Genomic DNA, 22,811 nt, shown 5'->3' with positions numbered 1-22,811 from the left:
CAATCAACAGTGAGAGCATTGTTCGTTTCTTCTGGGACTGTCCCAAACTTAACTCTTCATTTTCCAAATGTGATAGACCTCGATTAGCCAACCCCACCTCTTAACGCTCTCGTCCCCCAGACCATTTGAAATTGGCTAAAGTAGTTAACCCGTAAATAAAAGAAATCAAACAAACTAGTGCTATCAGGTTAACCTCCGTATTTGAAAGTTGCATTAGATGCCCATTTTGCTTCAACGCATTGCCGAGCATTCCTAACGCGCCAAAGAACACGGCTACTGAGGCGGTTCTCCTACTTAGAAATATTCGGGTAAGCAAGGGGGGACGAAATGCTGCTCCATGTTCAGTTTGAGCTGCTTTTGATTGCTGTTCATGCTGTTTTGCCTTCATACCTTAGCTCCTAATTGGATTGCATTTCAAAGTTAGATTGGATCACACTTCAAAGTAAGACAAGGAGTGAGAACTTAGTTTCCTCCAACACGTATTTTCTCAAAGGCGTTCTGGTTGACTCCAACTGGTCACTTGTCCAAAGGCATTGTCAAACTCAAGGGATGATAGGACACAGGAAGCTGTTTACCATGAGATATATCGTAACGACCCGCGTATGCCCGAGCTTGATAGGAGCGCTTTACTCGCGGTTTCGAGTTGCTTTTAGTTGGCTAATCTTGGCTTCATTTTTCGGCGGTTTATTGCTCTGTCCTGTTTTGGGCAGAACTCACTTAGAGCAATCTGTCAGATCTAATTACATCGTGGTTTGGGATCTGACAGATTGAACTTAGACTAATACACAGTATTAGTGTGTATATATACCCTCTTCGAAGCGTATCAAGAGATAGTGATACACGTCCCACCATCCTAATTCAGCGTAGCTGCTCTGTTTAGATGCTACATATATTTATTGGGATCGATAAGTTTCCATCTAAGCTTTTCCATGGCCAACTGTATGTGGATACGAGCCCAAGGGTTAAAACAAGTCGCTATACTTGCTCCTATGTATGTTTCCCAATACTTAGAGTTGCGAGCAACGGCTCTCCAGTAAGCTACCTCCTGGTTCGCCACGTTTTGATGATTCGGCCAAATACTCTTAGAATAGAGGACTTTTTGTACTGGCCTGCTACAGAAAACAGTACCTATTTCAGCTTCTCCAAAGGTTCTCATCCCAACGTAGATCATCTTAATACTGCCGTTTACGCCAAACCCGACTGAGCCATACTTACAGTGATTCGTTGCTAATATCGCATCCACCCTTGTTTTACCATTAGGATCATACGGCCCTTGAGTATTCATCGCGACATCGTAATTTTCCATCACATTATCAATAAGCCATCCGCCAATTACTGGGGCGATGACCTTACCACCTGTTTTGAAAACCATCACATTTCCTCATAACAATCAATATGCATATTAATTGTACCGATAATGTACGAACTGTAGTAGACCCTCGACTGGGATCATGGTGAAAGTACGACATAGCCATTGCTTGGTAACGTGTATTGCGTCAGATTGCGTAAATGTTCCTCCTACCTACGACTAGTCTTCGAGAGCTAAACATGTAGCGCTCATTCAATTCATTGGTAGGTCTACACTTACGATATTGTGAAAGAAAAAGGGTGCGAGCATGAGAGTGATATTTTTATCAGTATTGTTTACAAGTGTGTGCTACGCACAAAGCTTAACTATCGCCGATATCCATCTATATGCTCGTGAGGGGCTAGCGCGTATCTGCGTAGATTCTCGACATATTTCAGGGGCCGAACTTCGAGACATGAAATTGCGTTATACCTCTATTCACCGGTTGAGGAAATCACGCTTGCCTCCTGACAAGGATTTTTCCTATTACGCTGCCCAGCAGTTTTGGGGGATAGACATTTCTAATACCCCTGAATATGAAGAGTGCGTATCCATGCTTAAGTGATTGCTGGCCGAGTATGGCGTTTTTGTCTATCGCAAGACTATTCATCACTGGGCTATCCAGTACGCGCCGTTTACCGATTAGTCGGTGAAGATTGTTCTGGCCAGTTTTTAGCCCCTTTACCTAGATAACGTTCGACAATTTTCTGGATCGTACCGTCTCTTCGCATTTTTTTAATCAATGGGGACACTTGTTGTGCTAACTGTTTTCCATGTTCTGTTTTAGCAAAAGCGAGGTAACTAGGATTGCGAGTAAGATGGTGAATAGCGGAAATATCTTCAGGCAAATAACCAAGATTATTTAGTAAGGAATGTACAACAGCATCCTCGTCCACCAGTATTTGACATCGATGGTATAGCAACTTCTTGAGATTGAGTTCTGAAGAGCTGGCCAAATCAACATTGGATATGACGCCATTTTTAATGGCACTATCCCATTTGTCTCCCAAGCTGTAACCTCGTACTTGGCAGATTTTGTATTGTGCTATAGAGGCGAGAGAACCCTCATAGTTAATCTCAGAATCGTAATTCACAAATAGGGCAACACTTTCATAAATAATAGGCACATCAGGGTACGTGGTATATTCTTCACGCTCTGATTTTTTTAGCAATGGAAACACTGCGTCAACTGCACCTGAGTGAAGACTAAGAAGGACTCTTGGCCATGGTAAGATGATGATTTCATACTCGATATCCAATCGAGACATAATTTCAGAGACGATATCAACAGCGATTCCCGTTGGACGATTCCCCTCTAAATAGGTAAAAGGAGGATATGATAAGCTCGCAATTTTGAGTGGCTTAGAAAAGGTCTCGAAACATAACATGATGCTGAGTATCAGTAGTAAAAAACGCATCTTTTGGCTCCAACATCGCCGTTACTTTAACAATAGGAGACGGCAATACGTTTAGCTAGTTGCGCCAAACTTGGTCGATAGCCACAGTTAACTTCAGTAGCTACCGACAGCCGCCCGCAATGTGAGCTATTTATAGATATTATCTAAGGGAAGAGGATGAACTAGGTGTAATATTGCCGTGAACTTGCGCTCGATTGTCTAGTCGACCGCTTAAGCGAGTTAATACTAGTGCGAACACAACCACCACCGCGCCTACCCATGGCGTATGCATTAAGCCAGCCTTCGCTACGATCACTCCGCCCCCCCAAGAACCCAGCGCAATACCGACGTTAAATGCGGCGATGTTTAGGCCCGAAGCAACATCTACGGCATCGGGTGTGTGTTTCTCAGCCAACTTCACCACATACATTTGTAAACTAGGGACGTTACCGAAAGCAAATGCTCCCCACACTAGAATCGTGGCAACAGCGGTTATTGAGTTTACGGCGGTGAAGTTAAATACGACCAATACAGTCGCCAGCCCACAGAAGACCACCGTGAGCGCTTTAATTGGTCCCACTTTGTCAGCCATTTTTCCTCCCCAGATATTACCAACAGTCACGGAGAGACCATAGGCCAGCATGATCAAGCTAATCGCTCTTGAGCCGAAGCCGGATATTTGCTCAAGAATAGGCGCTAGAAAAGTAAAGACGACAAATGTACCGCCATACCCCAGAGCTGTAATCGCATAAACCAATAGTAAACGAGGCTGTACCAATACGTTCAGTTGCGAAGACAGTTTAGTTGCGGACGATTGTTCCAAGTGATTGGGTAATAAGAAAGCACTACCAATCAAAGCTACAATGCCTAACATCGCCACGATGAAGAAAGTGGCCTGCCAACCAAAGGATTGACCAATGTAAGTGCCAAGTGGCACACCCGTTACCAAGGCCACGGTTAAGCCAGTAAACATAATTGCGATGGCACTTGCCGCTTTTTCTTTGGCGACCAGCCCTGCTGCAATCGTCGATCCAATTGAGAAGAAAACACCATGAGCAAGACCAGTAAGGATACGAGCTACAATCAGCGTGTGGTAACTTGGCGCTTGCCAAGCAAGCAAATTTCCAACGACAAACAATGCCATAACGGAAAGCAATACATATTTACGGTTCCACGAACTAGTCAACAACGTTAAAACCGGAGCGCCAATCGCGACACCAAGTGCGTAAAGACTCACTAGAAGCCCAGCAGAGGGCAAAGATACTTGTAGGTCGGCGGACATAGTTGGGATCAGCCCAACAATAACAAATTCAGTCGTTCCGATAGCAAAGGCGCTGAGCGTCAATGCAAGAAGTGCTAAAGGCATAATGTTTATCTCTATTGATTGAGTGAAACGCTCTTATTCGTTTCGATAGTGGCATTATGCGTGAATTGATAATTGTGAAAAATGGTATTTCTTACAACTTACTTTTGTTATAAATGCAACAATTGATGCTATTAATCCCTATCGAGGTAAAGCGATGTTGACTCGCTCTGATGATTTGGAAATTTTATTAACGGTTGTTGACTGTGGAGGTTTCTCGGCAGCCGCTCAGGCACTTGATATACAAGTCGCCAAAGTGTCCCGAGCGGTAAGCAAAGTTGAAAGTCAGCTAGGGGTGTCAATATTCAATCGCACCACTCGCCGTGTAGATCTTACGGATGAAGGAAGACAATTCGTTGATGCTATTCGAGTCGGGTTATTACAGATTCAGCAGGCTGAAGAAGAAATTATCTCGCGTGGTGAACGCCCAAAAGGTCGGTTACGTGTCGATGCGGCAAGCCCCTTTGTATTTCATCAGTTGATTCCATTGGTGCAATCGTTCAATACATCCTACCCCGACATCCAACTGGAACTAACATCGAACGAGGGCTTTGTGAATCTGATTGAGAAAAAAACTGATCTTGCTATTCGTATCGGAAAACTAACTGACTCGACCTTACATGCCCGCCCATTAGGTATAAGCCGCCTCTATATTGTTGCGTCTCCCAATTATGTTGCGCGCCGAGGGATGCCGGAACTCACCGCTGATTTGGCTCGGCACGAAACGATAGGTTTGTCAGGCTCTAAGGTTCTGAACCACTGGCCACTCAAAGGCTTCAATACATTATCACCCACCTTAACCTCGAGTAATGGCGAAGCAGTTCGTCAGTTAGCTTTGGCTGGCAATGGTATCGCATGTTTATCGGGATTTATGGTGAAAAGTGATATTGAAGAAGGTCGCTTAGTAGCGCTGCTTGAGTCTGAAAAGCTTCCCGATACGGGGAGAGAGCAAATTAATGCCGTCTATTACAAATCGTCTTCAGTTGCCAAACGAATTTCGGCCTTTATCGACTTTGTTCAGCCCAAATTGTCGCTGTAAGGCTGATAACTTTCTCTTCACGCATCGCGACTTACTCTTATCTAGAGCCTGTCATGCCCTGCCATGACAGGCTCCAAGTTGCAAAAATTTCAGCGCTGATTGTTCACCTCTATGAGATGGGGACTATATCTACCCAAACGGTATTTCAGCGTATATCTAACTGCTACGGCGTTTTTCAATCTAGGTACCACTAGGGAAAAATGCATCTGAGTGGAAACGTGATTGCGGCAGGTCATACTGCTTCGTCAAGACTTCAAAAGTATGTTTAACCATTGCACCTGATCCACAGGCATACACATCATAATCGCCAAGATGTTCAATGTCCGATTCTATCCAATCTTGAACGTACCCCACGCGCCCTGTCCAGTTATCTTCCTTACTGGGCCGAGATAACACCGGAGAAAAATGAAGATCAGCGTACCTCGCAGACAATTGATCGACGATATCTTCAAAATACCAATCTTGTTTGGTTCTTCCTCCCCAATAGACTTGAATCGTTCGATCCTCTTTCAATTGATTCGACTCCAATATCGATTTGATGGGCGAAAAACCTGTTCCTGTCGCTATAAACAGGAGTGGCCGATGCTCGCTTTCTTGGAAAGAGAATTTGCCACGCGGACCACGAATCCACCAAACATCCCCGGGCTGCATCGCGTCACATAAATTATCCGAGAAATACCCCCCTCTTCGGCGCTTCACGTGCAACTCCAATACTCCATCACGCTGAGGAACATTCGCCACCGAATAGGCACGCGTACTACCTTCGCCGCATTCAACTTCAATATACTGACCTGGCACTGGATTTAAAGTTGACCGTTTAGATAGCTGAAACCGTAGTATAAATACTTCTCCAGTGAGTGTTTTACTGCGTAACACCACACCTTCTCGATCTACACTAGCCTCTCCTCCCCAATCGTCTTGCTGACACTCAATATCACTGGTTGCCACAGAGCAACAGGGTAAAAAGTAGTTTCTTTTGAGCTCTTCTTGAGTTAAAAAAACCGACATACCGTCCCGATACTTTACGCAGCCTTTCAACAGCTTGGTTCGGCATAAACGACACGCGCCAGCCATACACCCGTGCCTTAATGAAACGCCAGCGCTCTGCGCTGCAGACAATATTGATTGCTCTGTGCCCACATCGAATACCTTACCTGAGGGCTTAATCAACACACTGTATTTCATGATTTATCCTCCCTCGAAAGCTCCTAATCTACACTGGAGACTGACAGCGGTGAATGTGCGTTCAAATATTCGATATACGTTTTTCCCGCTTCGACAAAACTATGAGGATCGAAGCCACCCCCTGATTCTTCAATAATAAAATTGCCACGATACTCTTCTTCTTGCATGAACTTCAGCATCTGATCAAAATGAAAATTGCCTTTATTTAAGGGTAAATGAGCGTGCTGGCCGTTTAAGACATCGTTAAAATGAGCATTGCAAACATTCGGCAATATACGTTTTAGATGCGCTAAATACTCTTCCGCGCTGTGATGGGAATAAAATGCATGAAAATGAACCAAATCCAACGTGAGTTGTACGCCCATTTTTTGACAAAGATCTTCATGCTGCGGATCGGAAAGTACAATATATTTTTCTCGATCTGGTCCTGTATTTTCCAACAAGATTTTGACTCCACACTGGGATCCAAACTCAGAAAGACTCTCTAAAGAGCGAGCTAGCTGGGTGAACTCAAATTCTCCAACGCCATCGGCACCAAACTCCAAGTAACCGGGGTGCACGGTGATAAATTGGGCGCCGATCTCCGCCGCCTTGTTCACGTAGTGCTTCATATAGTCCACCGCACACAAACGAATGACTTCATCGGAATTTGAAATGTCGGTCTCTTCGCCAATGTAAGGAGCGTGAGTTGAGAAATACAGTCCTCGTTTATGGCGAAGTTCATTCAGCTCTGCTCGCTGACTTTGCCAATATTCCTCACTGGCATCGATTTTATCCCGAAATTCCTTTTCAAATTCAATCTCGATCACTTTATATGTATTGGATAACTCAGCAACGAGATGACTCATCTGAGCTGGATTATCGAAAATATTGGTTGAAAAGCCGATTTTTGTTGAAAGCTGCATAATCTACCCTTACTTAATGAGAGGTTTTATCCGTATGAATGAGTTTTTTGCTGGAAAGGCGGTTTACATGAAACTGGCGGTGTAACCCTATGGTTTCTGGGTCAATAAATTCGTATGTTTCTGGGCATTGCTCAATGGCGCTTTGATGAATTCCAGCGCATGTTGAAAAAGCATTACACCCTATCAGCGGCTTGTTTGGATTAGGGGTATGACCGATAATCTCGTAATAGTGCTGACACACTTCAATCACGTCTTTTAAATGCACACTGGTCTCAACGCTCTGTTTGCAGTGGCTACACTCTAAAATCGCAACAACTTCCTCGAACGAAGCATTACCACAGCGCTCTCCCACTCCTCCCAAAGTCACTTGTACTTGAGACGCTCCTGCTTCTATCGCCGCAATCGTATTGGCAACCGCTAGCCCGAGATCATTGTGAAAGTGAGCTGAAAAGTTGATGGCTGGATATTCAGTGATGAACTGTTCAAAAAGAGATTTAGCGGCTGTTGGCGTCAGTATGCCAACCGTGTCCGCCAAGCAAACATTATCGACGCCTTTTTCGATCAGGCACTCCACGGTTTCCCGTAGAAGGCGGTCACTCCCTCTTGTGGAATCTTCAAGGATGGCATAAATCCCACCACTAAACTGCGTATCTCGGACTTCATCAATAGACTGACGCAGCAATGCCAGAGCATCCGACAAACTCATGTGCATTTTCTTTTTCAGGTGCAATTCTGAGCCAATACATAATAAGTTAATAATCGAACGAGAATAAGGTTTCAGCGCGTTAGTGGTGGTAACAATATCCTGAGTTTTAAGACGGCATAACGCGGCGATAGTCGTGTTTCCAACCAGCGCACTCGCCTCCTCAAACAACGCCTGACTGTTCGAATCTGTCACCATCCCGAGTTCAATGGTCTCAATGTCCAATCGAGCTAAGCGCTTCAGCAGCTGTATCTTTTGATTGTTGTCCATCAGGCAACCAATCCCTTGTTCGCCGTCTCTCATGGTTGTATCGAAAAATCGTATTTGATTCATACTTGCCCCCATATTGCGATTATAAAAAAAGTCATTGAAACCAGCAGGCTTTTCAAAATAGAACCGGTTCGCCTACAAACGAAAAAGGAAATGAAAATTGTCGCGAGGATGACCCAATCTTTTGATCCAAAAGTTGCGGCTAAATGGCGAGCGGATTCGTTGCCAAACGCGACATTGATAATGATGGTCCCCATGATAAAACAGACGGCGTATTCAACTGAGCGGGCAATAAAGCCGGTGCCATCACTCTGAAAGTATTTGGTTGAGAAAGGGATGACCTTTAACAAATAGCTGAGTATTGCAACATAAAGTGTGGTGATCATACTGCCTCCTTACTCTGTCTTTTTGTCTCGAATGCGGCGAGCGAAACCCCACAGGCAACCGGCACCAGCACCATCAACCACTCACTATGGTTCACTAAGATCGGGGCGCCAATTCCACCTAACACGGTGGCGAGAACTGTGAAACCTTTTTTCGAGTTCTTCGCCGTCAATGCCGTAAAGTGAATCGGGAGGACCATAGCGGCAAACAGGGCGACTGAGGAATAATTGAAATAACTCACACCCAAGTACCCGATGATCGTAGCTAATACCGCCACGCCATAACTGGGGGCCGCTACCCCTAAGAAGTAGCGAAATTGAGATTCTCCATCGTTCACTTTCTCCGATTGAAAATGAGCGTGGCTGACTGCATAAGTGCTGGCGCTAAACATTTGTAATGACAAAAAAACTTTTACTTTTGATACCCCCTTAAAGTACTGGGAGGCCACCATTGCCATAAACAAAAACCTGAAGTTAACCAACACAGTTAAAGCTAAGGCGGTTAACACCTGCCCCCGAGCAAGAATATCAACCAATGAGATCTGCAAGGGACCGGCAAATATTGCGATCGTACCTAACGCCGTATCAAAAAAGTGATAGCCTCGCTCGTGATACAAGGCCCCCAAAGCCGAAAAAACAAAAAAAAATGAAATCATAATTGGGACAGAATCCTTCAGCCCCCGTTTAAAATATGCATTCAACTCCATTTTTGCCTCCATAATTGTGTGAATATCGCAATGAGTTACGATGAATAACGACGCTATAGAACCGAAAATTTGGTGCTAAGTGTTTCTGTGCCGAATTAAGAACGCATCATACTATTATGTTTGCCTCACCCTTGCTATGACGCTAACTATCTATTTTTGTTCTATTTTTTTGGTCATTTAGTGTCATTTCATATAAATTTATATTTTATAACCCGTCGTTAGGGGCGAAAAAACAACTGGGTTGCATATATCAGGTCGTTCCCGGATGTAAACGATGACCCTTATGCGTTTGTTTAGGACTCCACAAAAAAATAAATAAACAGGCCTTTATTTGATATATTCACGGTTAAAGAGACATATCTACATTCAAAAAAGTAGGCATTAGATAAAATGGAACAGATATACTTTGCGGGGGGCTGCCTATGGGGCGTTCAAGAGTTCATGCGTCATTTACCTGGAGTGCTTTCAACGGAAGTTGGCCGCGCTAACGGCAGCACGCACAGCACACACACAAAATACGACGGCTATGCCGAATGTGTATTGGTGCAGTTCGACTCTGCTATCGTGAGCGTGGATCAATTGATGGGTTACTTTTTTGAGATCATTGACCCCTATAGCGTAAATAAACAAGGTATTGATGTCGGTGAGAAATACCGCACTGGAGTCTATAGCACCAACAACGCTCATTTATCGTTGGCATCAAGTTTCATCAATCAACGCAAAGATGTCCACTGCATTGCGGTGGAAGTATTACCGCTAACCAATTACGTCAAAAGTGATGAGGAACATCAAGACAGGCTAACACTGCGTCCCAACGATTACTGCCACATCCCAATCGATCTTCTACACAAATATAAGAATAAAAAATAGCCACAAAGCCTGACTGAAGTATCACTTCCCTCCTCTCACTCACGTGGCTGATCGCAAGATAAAGGACTACAATTTCTTCTATCGAAGCGACATTTTGAGGGGGAGAAATGTCATCAACTACGCGAAATCGTCATGGATTCTACACAATTGTCACTCAAGATCAGCTCATAGTTACAGCCTGTACTGGCTCGTGGAATGAAGAAACCGTTGTAGACTATGCCGAAGATATACTCAAACATGCCGCCAATATGAGCCATCAAAATTGGGCGCTGGTCAGTACGATTACCGAGTGGGGATTAACCACACCGGACGCATTAAAAACATGGAATAAATATTCCATCACAATGCAGGACAGTGGCCTCATAGCACTTGCTCTCGTGTCCGATCAAAACATGCTAACCAAATCGGTTATCGTTAAAAACAATGTGGCCCCCGACCACCCTGAATTTGCTCCCGAATTCTTCCCTGATGTGGACTCCGCTATACTTTGGTCTAATGAGCGCCTCTCAGGCCTCAAATAGACTCCTCAAGTTTCAAGGAACCAGATCATGAAAGCAATCGTAGCACTTCAACCTGGCTCGCCCGATGTTCTAACTTTCGTTAATATAGAAGAACCTCATCTAGCCCCTGACGAAGTCAAAATTCGAGTCAAAGCATTTGGACTAAACAAAGCTGAAGCCTATTACCGGGCTGGAGCATTTGGTGAACTAAACCCTAAACTAGCACTGGGAATCGAAGCCGCTGGTGAAGTCATCGAAGATCCAAGTAAGCACTTCCAACCCGGCGACAAAGTGATTACTGCGATGGGAGGGATGATGTTTGCTCGCCACGGTAGCTACGCTGAGATAATTTCAGTGCATCGAAACAACGTTCAAAAAATCAATAGTGATATTGATTATGTAACACTCGCATCATTGCCAGAGGCATACGGCACTATCTGGGGAGCCTTGGATAAAACTCTCAATATCCAATCTGGAGAAACACTACTGGTTCGCGGCGCAACGTCCTCTCTCGGAATGGCAGGCCTTGCTTATGCAAAAGCCAAAGGTTTAAAAGTGATTGCAACAACACGCAGAGAAAACATGCTATCTTTCCTCAAAGACAAAGGCGCTGACCATGCCACTCTTGATGATGGCAACATCCAAGGTAAGGTTCTTGATCTATTTCCAAACGGCATCGACAGTGCACTTGAAGTCGTAGGCGTCGCAACTCTTATCGATACCATGAAGACATTAAAACCTTGGGGGAAAGTCAACGTCGTTGGCGCTTTAGGTGGAATGCCTATCCTTGAGAATTTCAATCTATTGAGCGATCTCCCTAGCTCTGTGCAACTGAGTTTTTTCCAAAGTGACATGATTGGTCATGAACAAATAAAGTTAAGTGACTCACCAATTGATTGGATTGCAGACCAAGTTCAGAAAGGTATTATCCCCTCCATTATTTCCCAAGTTTTTGAATATGAAGACATTCAAAAGGCGCATGCGCTACTAGATTCTAACCAAGCTGGCGGAAAGCTAGTGGTGAAGGTAGGTTAACGGTATAGAGCTTCGAAAGTTGAAGACTAAAACCTAGATAAGCAACTAGTTCCTTACAAAACATGAACCTATTGCCATGGAATATAAACAAATTTAGGCCACGAAATCGTCGCCTAAATTTGGTATTACGCCAACGTTCTAACGTTTTTCCTCAGCGATCGCTTTCACCATCATAGATTCACCCATCGTCGCTTGCGCCTTGTGAGACATGATCCCCGACATAATGGCTGCCATGTGGTTACGCTTACCCGGAATCACCACCGCTTTTTTCCCTAATCCGTTTATCGCTAGTTTTGCGACTTCATCAGGATCTTTGGCTGTAAACGGTAATTGGCTCCAATCTACATCGTTGTCTGCAGTCATCGGCGTATTGGTCAAACCCGGTGACAACACAGTGACATCCACCCCATGCGCTTTTAATTCACCATGTAAGGAAGTACCGAACTGGAGCACGTAAGCTTTGGTGCCCGCGTAATTTGAGAAATATGGCGACGCCATATGGCCTGCAAGACTCGACACCATCAAAATCCCACCGCGCTTTCTTGCCACCATCTTGGCAGAAAAATGATGTGACAATTCTAGAACCGAGGTTACATTCAATTGAATCATCTGCAGCTCTTTTTCTAAAGCCGTTTTTGCAAATGACCCATTCACTTCAACCCCAGCGGCCAAAACCAACAACCCGATCTCTTTCTCGATTTGTTTCACCTTGGCAACGCCATCAGAGGAAGCTAAATCAGCAGAAACAGTCAAAGTTTGAACGCTATGCTGCTGACGAAGTTGCTCAGAGTAACGGTCGAGTTCGTTTTCACGCCGAGCCACTAACACAATATTGAATCCTTGCGCCGCGAGCTGATTGGCAATCTCTGCGCCGATACCAGATGTTGCGCCAGTCACCAACGCCCATTCACCATATTTGTTCTTCAAGTTAACACCCATGCTTCGTTTCCTCTTTCATGTTCTGCTGATGAGTTAACTATATGGGTTTACCAGCAATCAAACTTATCACATTAGGCCAATCACTGCGCAGATTAGGTCAAAGGCATCGGGATGGGTATTATTCATAGTACCAACTCAAACTTGGCAATTGAAAGGTCTTATTTTTCAGTGTCAAAGACTATATTTCCTCGTAGGAGAGTCATCAATATTTGAGTCTGCGCTATATCGTTGGCAGGTAAAAGAGTAATGTCGTGTTCTAAAATGGCCAAGTCTGCCGATTTCCCTACTGAGATTGAGCCAGTAATATCGCTGATCCCTATGCTCTGTGCCGCATTGATCGTGTAGGCGTCGATTGAAGCATAGACGTTAGGCAAACCCGTTTTGCCCATGGTTAAACTATTAGCGATGCCTACTAACGGATTAATATCATGGACATTCCAATCACTGCTTAAGGTGAGGTTTGCGCCAGTATCAAAAATAGCACTAAGGTTCATCAAATCATGAGATCGCTTTGGCCCTAAAAACGACTCCGCCCACTGATGTTCATGCTGCGCAATATAATCAGAACCCACTTGAAAATCTGCCGTCACATCTAATTTTTCGAAGCGAACAACATCGCTTGGGTCGACTAGCTCCACATGCGTGAGTGTATACGGTTTATTAGAACCCTGGCGGCGAACAGACTCAATCGCATTCAACGATTCCCGTACCGCGCCATCGCCAATAGCATGTATGTGAGCGCTGTAGCCAATCTTGTTCAACGTCTCCAGCCACACTTTCATTTTCTGCGGAGGAATATAATTGAGACCGTAAGGTTTATCGGCGATGTACGTTTCTAAATAAGGTTTGAGCGTTTTCGCGGTACCGTTAACAATAATGCCGTCACTGTACATCTTTACCTGATCCACCAGCAGCAAACGTGACTTATCGCTAGAATAGATGGTTTGCAAAAATGTCAGTTGAGATTCCATCAAATCCGTCGGGTATATCCACGGACGTAGCGAAACCCGGGCAGTCAGCGCTTGGTTTTTCTCAGCTTTCCGCCACACTTCATACCAACCTCGCTTCCAATAAAGGCGGCCATCACCAATGGTGGTAATGCCATGTTCAGCAGCTTGTGCCAATCCCGCCAACAAACCTTGATAACTTTTATTAAATTGATTGTTTTGGCTATTCCATGCGATTTCCATCACCAAATCACCAGCGTTATCCAACAAAATGCCTGTGAGATCTCCGCTTTGTTCCTGCTTTAGGATCTTGCCACCTTGGGGATCTGGCGAATATTTTGAGATACCCGCCAATTTAAGCGCTGCAGAGTTAACCCACATAGAATGAGACGTTTGCTCCATAAATATCACGGGTTTCTTCGGGAATATGCGGTCAATCACTGCAAGAGGCGTTTTATGATTTTCTTCGCTAAGGAGCGCATCCAAGGAGAAACCGTAGCCCATCAGCCAAGTACTTGAGTCAGCGTTGTCGCGACATATCTCAAGGTAAGGGATCTGCTTATCGAGAGACGCATCAATCGCCAGTTCGCACTGACTGCCCGCCTCTGATGCCGCTTCAAACACATGATTATGATTATCAATAAAGCCCGGCATAACATACGCGTGTTCAAGATCAATCACGTCGGTGTTGTAGCCACGATACTCGCCAGCATCTTCGTATTTGCCTACAAACACGATTTTGCCATCGTCGATCGCTATAGCATTGGCGCTGTTATGGCCGTAGACGTTCGCGTTCATCAGAATCCGATCTGCGGATACAGCAAATGCATTTGGGAAATGTACTAAGCTCGCAACTAACGCAAGAAGAAAAACTCGGTTCACTGTCCACTCCTTTCATTCCTTGGAAGGGTTCAATTCACTACCGCAACTGAGTAGCGCGCCGCCAGTATTGTTTACAACGACAAAGTGTCAGCTACTATTGCGATAATCGGATGGTGATAAACAGACTTGCGCTTTAAATGCCCGATTGAAGGTCGATATCGACTCAAATCCCGTCTCGTAAACGATATCCGAAATACGTAAGCTGTTATCCTTAAGCAGCACTTTCGCCTTATTAATCTTCAAACGCGTGATATGCTTCATCGGCGGCTCACCATACACTTGCTTAAATTTTCTTTTAAACGTCGACACGCTCATGTGGCACAGCGCAGCCAGTTCATCAACATTAAGATCAGCGTATAAATTACTCTGAATCACATCTTCAAACTTGGCGAAATTCGGCTTAAACATCGCCGCGATAAAGTCTAATTCCGAAGGCGCTTGCGTTCTCTTCGTCATCAGCAATACAAATTCTCTCAGCTTGCTCTCAATTAAGAGGTCGTCCACCAGTTCAGGGGAGTCTAGCAAAATACTAATGCTATCTCGGTAGTACTCAAGTAACTTATCTACCTCCACCTGCTTCATATTGTAGTCAACACAATAGTCGGATGAAGTGATGTCAAAACCGAATAACGCATGTAATACCTCAGGGTAGAGAAAAATCCCTATCGCTTCAGCACCCTGATCATTGAATTCGCTAACACTTTCATAAAAGTAGTTGGTGCATTTAGCTAAGACACCACTGTGCTTATTAAGATCAATCAGATGAGTTTGATCGCGAACCTTATATTCACCTTCGGTGACAAAGGCAAAACACGCTTCTTGGGCCATAAATACCTTGGGTAAGCGTTTAAAACCGGCAATACCTTGTTTCTGGAACACCACTCGACCAAGGTACTCAATGGACTTATCCGTCATCGTTTCATACTCGCTATTTGTTTAATAAGAACACTGTATTTAAGATTGTATTTATTAAGAAAGGACTGAAAGCGCCGAAAAAGCAACTCACGCTATTTTTCATACAGTTCTAGCGGTAAGCCATCAGGGTCTTTGAAAAAATTGAATTTTTTTCCCGTGAATTCATCCACCCGAATCTCTTCAACTTCAACACCTTTTGAAACAAGATAGCTCGAATACACTTCAACTGATTCCACAATAAAAGCCAAATGCCTTAGCCCCTGCGCTTCCGGTGTTGAAGGCCTCTTAGGTGGATTGGGAAAAGAGAAAAGCTCAACCTGGTTACCGTTAGGCAAAGCCAAGTCTAATTTGTAGGAATCGCGATCAGAACGATAGTTTTCTGCAATAATTTCTAACCCTAACGTTTCGGTATAAAAAGACTTAGAGGTGACATAATCAGAACAAATAATGGCGACATGGTGGAAGCTTTCAAGTTGCATGGGGGACTCTCAGTAGTACGGCTAAAACAGACTGTGTTAGCCAATGATATACCGAGATAAAAATAGACCCAAGCAACATCAGCCACTTGGATGTAAACTCCGTATTATTGTTAGCTTCGCGATTGTCGGTGTCACCTCACATCAAAGATTGAAACCTTTTGGGCTAAGGTGACACGGATATGGAAACCGCCAAAGCTTGGTTCAATGCGATGGAAGAGAACGTTTTATCCTATCAGGTTGGTGAGAAGCTACCTTGGACATCAATTATTGATGCTATGGATTGGGATACGGCATCCCTACCGTTCCGCCTGGGCTCATGGTGAACATTGAATAGAGCAATTTCCGATCATTTTTTTGTACTATGACAACTGGCGGCATGGACATGAGACCCGTACCGCCGCAGCAACTGAGTTAACGATAAGACTGCCTGCTCACCATTTCCACCGCTCTCAATTGCGCTAATGCTTTTGTAAGTTCCAATTGTGCCTGCGCAAAGTTGATATCTCCATCATGACGGTTGATGTTCTCAAGCGCCATTTGGCGCGCCGATTCCGCTCGCGCTTTATCGATATCTTTGCCATGTAAGGCAGTATCTGCCAACACTGTTACCACACTGGCCTGTACCTCAACAATGCCACCCGATACGTACAACACCTCTTCTGGAGAGCTTTTATCCGATACATAGCTCGCAACCCCCGGCTTTATTTTGCTAACTAATGGCGAATGACCTGGACGAATACCAAGCTCCCCATCTGCGCCAGAAATCGCCAACGCATGAGCCTGCCCTGAAAATAAGGTGCCTTCGGCACTTACAATATTCAGCTCAAACGTTCTATCACTGATACCTATCGCCATTCTACCCCTACCTTAAATGCTCTTCGCTTTTTCTAACGCATCATCAATTGAACCGCAGTACATAAATGATTGTTCTGGAATATCATCGTAGTCGCCTGCCAGCAGGCCTTTAAAGCCGCGCAATGTTTCTTTTAACGAAACATAAATACCCGGATCACCAGTGAATACTTCAGCAACGTGATACGGCTGAGTAAGGAAACGTTCAATTTTACGTGCGCGTGATACCACCTGCTTATCACCTTCCGATAATTCATCCATGCCCAGAATCGCAATAATATCTTTGAGCTCTTTATAACGCTGCAAGGTACGTTGTACGCCTTGTGCAACGTCATAATGCTCTTGACCAACCACCAAAGGGTCGAGCTGGCGTGACGTAGAATCAAGCGGGTCAATCGCCGGATAAAGCCCCATTGCCGCGATGTTTCGATTGAGCACCACAGTTGCATCTAAGTGAGCAAAAGTCGTGGCCGGCGATGGGTCAGTTAAGTCATCGGCAGGAACATAAACCGCTTGAACCGAGGTGATAGAACCTTGCTTGGTTGACGTGATACGCTCTTGCAATACTCCCATTTCTTCTGCCAAGGTCGGTTGGTAACCCACAGCAGATGGCATACGCCCCAACAACGCCGACACTTCCGTCCCCGCTAAGGTGTAACGGTAGATGTTATCGATGAACAGCAAGACATCACGGCCTTCATCTCGAAAGCGTTCAGCCATAGTAAGCCCGGTCAATGCCACTCGCAGACGGTTGCCCGGTGGCTCGTTCATCTGGCCATAGACCATCGCTACTTTTGACTCTTCCGGCTTGTCGACATTAACGACACCTGCTTCTTGCATTTCAAAGTAGAAATCGTTGCCCTCACGAGTCCGCTCACCTACACCGGCAAAAACAGATAGACCAGAATGTTGTAATGCAATGTTGTTGATAAGTTCCATCATATTGACGGTCTTGCCAACACCAGCGCCACCGAACAAGCCGATTTTACCGCCTTTGGCGAATGGACAAACAAGGTCAATTACCTTGACGCCAGTCTCCAACAAAGACGCTTCATTAGATTGATCTTCATAGCTTGGCGCAGCCCGGTGAATCGCGTAGTGCTCTTCTGCGGCGATTTCCCCACACTCATCTATGGCTTCGCCAAGCACATTCATAATTCGACCGAGTGTTTGAGTACCAACCGGAACAGAAATGGGCTCCCCCGTATTCTCAACTTTCAGGCCGCGGCGAAGCCCGTCAGAGCTCCCCATGACAATAGCACGCACGACCCCACCACCGAGTTGCTGCTGGACTTCTAATACCAGTGAGGTCTTGATGCCGTCTACTAGCCGCAGAGCATCATAAACTTTAGGTACATTGTTATGTTCAAATTCGACGTCAACGACTGCGCCGATGACTTTAACTATTTTACCTATACTCATCATTTACCTCGGAATTTTTATACCGCTTGCGCGCCAGATACAATTTCACTCAACTCTTGAGTAATCGCGGCTTGCCTTGCTTTGTTGTAAACCAGCTCTAAATCGTCAATCAACTGACTGGCATTATCAGATGCCGCCTTCATGGCGACCATACGTGAAGCCTGCTCACACGCGATGTTTTCTACTGTGCCTTGATAGACTTGAGATTCAATGTAGCGCAGCACCAGATCGTCCAAAATATCCTTGGGATCCTGTTCATAAATGTAATCCCAACGCGACTTGACCAACTTAGGGTCGCTCGCCATTGGGTAAGGAAGAAGCTGTTTCACCGTTGGTTGCTGCACCATTGTGTTAACAAACTCGTTATAGACCAGATAAAGCCTGTCTATCTTGCCCTCATTGTAGTGCTCCAACATTGCATGCACAGTGCCAAGCAAATCTTCCAACTTGGGTTGATCTCCTAACCCAGAAGCTTGAGCAAGGACTGGTGAAACATTATGGAAAAAGCCCACGGCTTTGGAGCCGATTAAGGTTGCATCAACCTCGACTCCTTGCTGTTGCCACTTGTCCATTTCACCAAGCACCTGCTTAAACAAATTGGTATTGAGTCCACCACAAAGCCCTCTATCAGACGAAATAATGATATAAGCGACACGTTTGGCTTCACGCAATTCCAAATACGGATGGCTATATTCAAGCGTACCGGAAGCAACGTGGCTAATGACTCGGCGCATACTGGTCGCATAAGGACGAGCTTTCTCCATATTCTCTTGCACGCGACGCATTTTGCTCGCAGCGACCATTTGCATTGCGCTAGTAATTTTTTGAGTGCTATTAACACTGGCAATTTTAGTCCGAATTTCTTTGGTGTTTGCCATCGTTAGCTCCTCCTATTCATTCGTTGCGAATAACGCGATTGCGATAGTTGCTATAACCGACAAGCTATAGCCAATATGCAATCACCACGACTGTAGTGCGACGAACTCATCCAATAGCTGCGCGAGCTGAGTTTGAATGCTCTCGGTGTAGTCGCCTTTTTCGTTAATCATGGCAAGAAGCTCAGAACAGGTAGCTTTTGCATGCGCTATCAAACCTTCCTCAAAATGACTGATTCGATCGAGACCGACTTCCGCTAAATAGCCTTTTTCCGCTGCGAAAATCGTTACGGCTTGCTCTGCAACCGACATTGGTGCGTATTGTTTTTGCTTCATCAATTCAGTCACACGTTCGCCGTGATCAAGCTGCTTCTTGGTTGCATCATCTAAATCAGAAGAAAACTGAGCGAAAGCCGCTAATTCACGGTATTGAGCCAACGCCGTACGAATACCCCCTGACAGTTTCTTAATAATTTTGGTTTGCGCCGCGCCGCCTACCCGAGAAACCGAAATCCCTGGGTCAACTGCCGGGCGAAGACCAGAGTTAAACAGCTGCGTTTGCAAAAATATCTGCCCATCGGTTATCGAAATGACGTTGGTTGGAACAAATGCCGATACGTCGCCAGCCTGTGTTTCAATGATTGGCAGAGCCGTGAGTGAGCCAGTTTTGCCTTTCACAGCCCCCTTAGTGAAACGCTCAACGTAGTCTTCGTTCACGCGAGCCGCACGTTCTAATAAACGAGAGTGCAAATAGAACACATCACCTGGGAAAGCTTCACGGCCAGGCGGGCGTTTAAGTAGTAGAGATATTTGCCGATAAGCTACCGCCTGCTTAGAAAGATCGTCATAGACAATCAGCGCATCTTCACCACGGTCTCGAAAGTATTCACCCATAGTACAGCCGGCATACGGCGCCAAATATTGTAAAGCAGCAGACTCAGATGCGGATGCCACAACAATTATGGTATTTTCGAGCGCATCGTGCTCCTCCAGCTTTCTCACTACATTGGCGATCGTGGACGCTTTTTGCCCTATCGCTACATAAATACTTTTAACACCTGAATCTTTTTGGTTGATGATGGCATCGATAGCCAAAGCCGTTTTACCTGTTTGTCGGTCACCGATGATCAGCTCACGCTGTCCTCGGCCGATAGGCACCATGGCATCGACGGCTTTATACCCTGTTTGGATTGGTGTATCGACGGACTTACGTTCAATAACCCCTGGTGCAATAATTTCCACCGCATTCGAAAGCTCAGCTCGAATCTCCCCTTTACCGTCGATGGGCTGCCCCAGAGTGTTCACCACGCGGCCAAGCAGTTCAGGACCAACCGGCACTTCCAAGATTCTGCCCGTACCCGTGACTTTCATGCCTTCGCATAAGTCGGCATATGGGCCCATGACCACCGCACCAACGGAATGGCGTTCTAAGTTCAACGCCAGCGCATAGCGCCCACCGGGCAGCTCTATCATCTCGCCTTGCATGACATCAGCTAAACCATGAATACTAATAATACCGTCACTTATTGACACTATTGTGCCTTCATTTCGCGCTTGGCTGCTCACATCGAATGTGGCAATGCGTTGTTTTATTAAGTCGCTAATTTCTGAGGAATTTAACTGCATTTCAAATACCTATTACATGTGTAAGCTAGTGGAGAGACGTTTGATGGAAGATTTCAATGAACCATCAATCACTATTTCGCCCGCTTTAATGACTATCCCCCCGACTAACGCTGTGTCTAAGCGAGTGGTTAAGGTCACATGCCGATTAAACTTTATCTCTAAGGACTTGGTTAATAAGGCCAATTGCTCGGTACTAAGTGGATCAGATGACGTGACCTCTACATCAATCACTTTGTCGTCTTCATTTTTTAACGCGGTAAATTCACTCAGTACCTCTCGCATCGCTGACAAGCGTCGGTTTTCTGCCATGACCTTAATAAGGTTCTGCGCATATTCATCCAATAAGCCCTCGCCTACAGAGAACAGAAACTTCAAGAAGGCTTGATATTCGGCTTTACCGCCTTGTTGCAAATCTGATACTTGTACAGCAACTTCTGGCTGCTCCATCACCTCAACGGCAATAGCAATCATCAAGTGCCATTCAGGCAAAGCCCGTTGCTCTTTCGCAAAGTCAAACGCAGCCTTGGCGTAGGGATAAGCAATGGTTTTTAAATCGGACATACTGCTTTTTCTCCTACCCTAGATTTCATGGATCAATTGATTCACGAGTTCACGATTAGCTTGAGTATCCAAATTACGGCTGATCAGTTTTTGTGCACTGCACATCACTAAGTCTGCCATTTCATCTTTAAGCTCCTGACGCACGCGATTCCTTTCGCTCTCAATCTCCACCTGTCCCTGAGAGATAATTCGCGCTTTTTCTCTTTCCGCTTCTTGCGTTGCCTCTTCAATAATTTGAGCTCGGCGTTGCTGACTCTGCGCAATCATTTGACCAATGTCCTTTTTGGCATCAGCTATCAATTGTTGCCCATTCGCTTTAGAAAGCGCCAATTCCTTTGCTGCCATTTGTGTATTTCGAATTCCCTCTTCCACCGCTTTCTGCCGCTCATCAAGCATCTGACTAAGGGGTGGCCAGATATATTTCATACACAGCCAAACAAAAATAACGAAGGATATTGCTTGGCCAAACATGCTGGCATTTAAGTTCATCTCATCCTCTCTTTATTCATTGCAATCACGTCAATGGCTTTAATTCCACCAACTTTGAATTAAGGGTTGTATTAAGCAACCGCAAAGATGATGTATAATCCGATACCGACACCTATCATTGGAACCGCATCCACAAGCCCCATCATGATGAAGAACTGAGTGCGTAGCATAGGTGTTAGATCCGGTTGTCTTGCGACACCTTCTAAATATTTACCAGCCAAGTTACCAATACCGGAAGCCGCACCGGCAGCACCAAGACCAATCAAAATAGCACCTGCCACGTATAAAACCGCGCTTACCATATCCATCGAAAACTCCAAATATAAATAGTATTAAAATAAAGATTGTTACTTAGTGTTCTTCTACCGCCATCGCAAGATAGACAACCGTCAGAACCATAAATATAAACGCTTGCAAACAAACAATTAGAATGTGAAACAATGCCCATGGAACACTCAACGCCCATTGAACCCACCACGGCATCAATGCAATTAGGATAAATATCATTTCACCTGCATACATATTTCCAAATAAACGCAAACCAAGAGAAATAGGTTTAGATATTAGAGTAACCATTTCAAGCAGGAAGTTCACTGGATAAAGAAAAGGAGATTCAAATGGTTGAGTCGTCAGTTCTTTAATAAAGCCCCATATGCCCTTTGCTTTAATGGTATATATAATTACAAGTGCAAACACACCAAGTGCCATCGACATAGTAATATTGACGTCGGCTGATGGTAGATCTCTGAAATGAGAGAACCCGATCATTCTTGTAAAGGCTGGTATAAGGTCAACTGGCAATAAGTCGATCGTATTCATCAAAATCACCCACACAAAGATAGTGAGTGCTAAGGGGCCGATAATCTTATCTTCAGATTGAAATATTTCCTTTACCAAGTTGTTTATAAACTCAAAAACAACCTCAATAAAACACTGTAATCGTCCGGGAACCCCACTTGTCCCCCTAGATATTGCGTATCGGAACACGCCGATAAACAAAAGTCCTAGAATCCACACCATGATCATTGAGTCGAGGTTAATCGCCCAAAAGCCCTTTCCTACTGTGAAGAAAGTCAAATGGTGCTCAATATATTGATGAGCAGTTTCTACTTTTTCCAC

At 44.9% G+C, this 22,811-nt stretch carries 27 protein-coding genes; 6 read left to right on the top strand and 21 right to left on the bottom strand.

All coding sequences use genetic code 11. From position 1 onward, the window contains the following. Positions 1-100: 100 nt before the first annotated feature. Together L4C34_RS15860 and L4C34_RS15855 are read right to left on the bottom strand one after the other, a co-directional pair. On the bottom strand, positions 101-388 hold the full coding sequence (locus L4C34_RS15860) for a hypothetical protein (protein ID WP_428790325.1): 288 nt from the start codon (positions 386-388) through the stop codon (positions 101-103). Between the two features lie 495 nt (positions 389-883). Next, on the bottom strand, positions 884-1,372 hold the full coding sequence (locus L4C34_RS15855) for a hypothetical protein (protein WP_428790324.1): 489 nt from the start codon (positions 1,370-1,372) through the stop codon (positions 884-886). A 244-nt stretch (positions 1,373-1,616) separates the two neighbouring features. Between L4C34_RS15855 and L4C34_RS15850 the strand changes: the two genes are divergently transcribed. After that, positions 1,617-1,913, top strand: a complete 297-nt coding sequence (locus L4C34_RS15850; protein ID WP_428790323.1) for a hypothetical protein — start codon at positions 1,617-1,619, stop codon at positions 1,911-1,913. A gap of 70 nt (positions 1,914-1,983) precedes the next feature. Here the strand turns inward: L4C34_RS15850 and L4C34_RS15845 are convergent, their stop codons facing one another. Continuing rightward, a complete protein-coding gene (locus L4C34_RS15845) occupies positions 1,984-2,766 on the bottom strand; it encodes a substrate-binding periplasmic protein (RefSeq protein ID WP_428790322.1) in 783 nt (260 codons plus the stop codon). 139 nt (positions 2,767-2,905) lie between these two features. Next, positions 2,906-4,111 (bottom strand): MFS transporter, encoded by a 1,206-nt coding sequence (locus L4C34_RS15840; protein WP_428790321.1) that lies wholly within the window; start codon positions 4,109-4,111, stop codon positions 2,906-2,908. Between the two features lie 154 nt (positions 4,112-4,265). On the opposite strand from L4C34_RS15840, the gene L4C34_RS15835 reads away from it, so the two are divergent. After that, positions 4,266-5,147: a LysR substrate-binding domain-containing protein gene (locus tag L4C34_RS15835; RefSeq protein ID WP_428790320.1), complete on the top strand. Its 882-nt coding sequence runs from the start codon at positions 4,266-4,268 to the stop codon at positions 5,145-5,147. A 180-nt stretch (positions 5,148-5,327) separates the two neighbouring features. Here the strand turns inward: L4C34_RS15835 and L4C34_RS15830 are convergent, their stop codons facing one another. Genes L4C34_RS15830 through L4C34_RS15810 form a run of 5 tightly spaced genes read right to left on the bottom strand, consistent with a single transcriptional unit; the run spans position 5,328 to position 9,300 of the window. Next, the gene (locus L4C34_RS15830) at positions 5,328-6,332 is read right to left on the bottom strand and encodes an FAD-binding oxidoreductase (protein WP_428790319.1); all 1,005 of its coding nucleotides are present in this window, start codon (positions 6,330-6,332) and stop codon (positions 5,328-5,330) included. A 23-nt stretch (positions 6,333-6,355) separates the two neighbouring features. Next, complete coding sequence (locus L4C34_RS15825) at positions 6,356-7,237, bottom strand: sugar phosphate isomerase/epimerase family protein (protein ID WP_428790318.1); 882 nt, start codon at positions 7,235-7,237, stop codon at positions 6,356-6,358. Positions 7,238-7,250: 13 nt separating this feature from the next. Beyond that, positions 7,251-8,273, bottom strand: a complete 1,023-nt coding sequence (locus tag L4C34_RS15820; protein WP_428790317.1) for a LeuA family protein — start codon at positions 8,271-8,273, stop codon at positions 7,251-7,253. Further along, positions 8,270-8,596, bottom strand: coding sequence for a hypothetical protein (locus L4C34_RS15815; protein WP_428790316.1), 327 nt, complete (start codon positions 8,594-8,596; stop codon positions 8,270-8,272). Before L4C34_RS15815 ends, L4C34_RS15820 begins: the two co-directional genes overlap by 4 nt. Further along, positions 8,593-9,300 (bottom strand): AzlC family ABC transporter permease, encoded by a 708-nt coding sequence (locus L4C34_RS15810; protein WP_428790315.1) that lies wholly within the window; start codon positions 9,298-9,300, stop codon positions 8,593-8,595. The genes L4C34_RS15815 and L4C34_RS15810 overlap by 4 nt, the downstream gene beginning before the upstream one ends. Before the next feature lie 390 nt (positions 9,301-9,690). Here L4C34_RS15810 and L4C34_RS15805 point away from each other — a divergent pair, with 390 nt between their 5' ends. The 3 genes from L4C34_RS15805 (at position 9,691) to L4C34_RS15795 (ending at position 11,705) form a co-directional block, all read left to right on the top strand. Next, positions 9,691-10,170, top strand: coding sequence for a peptide-methionine (S)-S-oxide reductase (locus L4C34_RS15805; RefSeq protein ID WP_428790314.1), 480 nt, complete (start codon positions 9,691-9,693; stop codon positions 10,168-10,170). A gap of 107 nt (positions 10,171-10,277) precedes the next feature. Next, complete coding sequence (locus L4C34_RS15800) at positions 10,278-10,691, top strand: hypothetical protein (RefSeq protein ID WP_428790313.1); 414 nt, start codon at positions 10,278-10,280, stop codon at positions 10,689-10,691. 27 nt (positions 10,692-10,718) lie between these two features. Then, entirely contained in the window at positions 10,719-11,705 is a 987-nt protein-coding gene (locus L4C34_RS15795) for a zinc-binding dehydrogenase (protein WP_428790312.1), read from the top strand. Positions 11,706-11,843: 138 nt separating this feature from the next. Here L4C34_RS15795 and L4C34_RS15790 read toward each other — a convergent pair whose 3' ends face one another. The 4 genes from L4C34_RS15790 to gloA2 form a co-directional block, all read right to left on the bottom strand. Continuing rightward, entirely contained in the window at positions 11,844-12,644 is an 801-nt protein-coding gene (locus L4C34_RS15790) for an SDR family NAD(P)-dependent oxidoreductase (protein WP_428790311.1), read from the bottom strand. A gap of 158 nt (positions 12,645-12,802) precedes the next feature. Further along, entirely contained in the window at positions 12,803-14,473 is a 1,671-nt protein-coding gene (locus tag L4C34_RS15785; RefSeq protein WP_428790310.1) for an amidohydrolase, read from the bottom strand. 87 nt (positions 14,474-14,560) lie between these two features. After that, entirely contained in the window at positions 14,561-15,388 is an 828-nt protein-coding gene (locus tag L4C34_RS15780) for a helix-turn-helix domain-containing protein (protein ID WP_428790309.1), read from the bottom strand. Positions 15,389-15,480: 92 nt separating this feature from the next. Beyond that, positions 15,481-15,867: an SMU1112c/YaeR family gloxylase I-like metalloprotein gene (gloA2, locus tag L4C34_RS15775; RefSeq protein WP_428790308.1), complete on the bottom strand. Its 387-nt coding sequence runs from the start codon at positions 15,865-15,867 to the stop codon at positions 15,481-15,483. Between the two features lie 179 nt (positions 15,868-16,046). Here gloA2 and L4C34_RS15770 point away from each other — a divergent pair, with 179 nt between their 5' ends. After that, positions 16,047-16,190: a hypothetical protein gene (locus L4C34_RS15770; protein ID WP_428790307.1), complete on the top strand. Its 144-nt coding sequence runs from the start codon at positions 16,047-16,049 to the stop codon at positions 16,188-16,190. Positions 16,191-16,278: 88 nt separating this feature from the next. On the opposite strand, the gene L4C34_RS15765 is transcribed toward L4C34_RS15770, so the two are convergent. From L4C34_RS15765 to atpB, 8 genes are all read right to left on the bottom strand, one after another. Then, positions 16,279-16,722, bottom strand: a complete 444-nt coding sequence (locus tag L4C34_RS15765; RefSeq protein ID WP_428790306.1) for a F0F1 ATP synthase subunit epsilon — start codon at positions 16,720-16,722, stop codon at positions 16,279-16,281. A 12-nt stretch (positions 16,723-16,734) separates the two neighbouring features. Beyond that, positions 16,735-18,141: a F0F1 ATP synthase subunit beta gene (gene atpD / locus L4C34_RS15760; RefSeq protein WP_428790305.1), complete on the bottom strand. Its 1,407-nt coding sequence runs from the start codon at positions 18,139-18,141 to the stop codon at positions 16,735-16,737. Between the two features lie 17 nt (positions 18,142-18,158). Then, positions 18,159-19,019: a F0F1 ATP synthase subunit gamma gene (gene atpG / locus L4C34_RS15755; protein ID WP_428790304.1), complete on the bottom strand. Its 861-nt coding sequence runs from the start codon at positions 19,017-19,019 to the stop codon at positions 18,159-18,161. Positions 19,020-19,100: 81 nt separating this feature from the next. Next, positions 19,101-20,642, bottom strand: a complete 1,542-nt coding sequence (gene atpA / locus L4C34_RS15750) for a F0F1 ATP synthase subunit alpha (RefSeq protein ID WP_428790303.1) — start codon at positions 20,640-20,642, stop codon at positions 19,101-19,103. Between the two features lie 12 nt (positions 20,643-20,654). Then, positions 20,655-21,203, bottom strand: coding sequence for a F0F1 ATP synthase subunit delta (locus L4C34_RS15745; RefSeq protein ID WP_428790302.1), 549 nt, complete (start codon positions 21,201-21,203; stop codon positions 20,655-20,657). 18 nt (positions 21,204-21,221) lie between these two features. Next, entirely contained in the window at positions 21,222-21,692 is a 471-nt protein-coding gene (locus L4C34_RS15740; RefSeq protein ID WP_428790301.1) for a F0F1 ATP synthase subunit B, read from the bottom strand. Positions 21,693-21,763: 71 nt separating this feature from the next. After that, a complete protein-coding gene (atpE, locus tag L4C34_RS15735) occupies positions 21,764-22,000 on the bottom strand; it encodes a F0F1 ATP synthase subunit C (protein ID WP_428790300.1) in 237 nt (78 codons plus the stop codon). A 43-nt stretch (positions 22,001-22,043) separates the two neighbouring features. After that, positions 22,044-22,811 carry a F0F1 ATP synthase subunit A gene (atpB, locus tag L4C34_RS15730; protein ID WP_428790299.1) on the bottom strand — a complete coding sequence of 256 codons (768 nt, stop codon included), beginning with the start codon at positions 22,809-22,811 and terminating at the stop codon, positions 22,044-22,046.

This window comes from Vibrio profundum, assembly GCF_050337555.1.
Taxonomy (GTDB): domain Bacteria; phylum Pseudomonadota; class Gammaproteobacteria; order Enterobacterales; family Vibrionaceae; genus Vibrio; species Vibrio profundum.
Note: the sequence above shows the minus strand (reverse complement) of the source record. Positions and strands in the feature narration are given on the sequence as shown.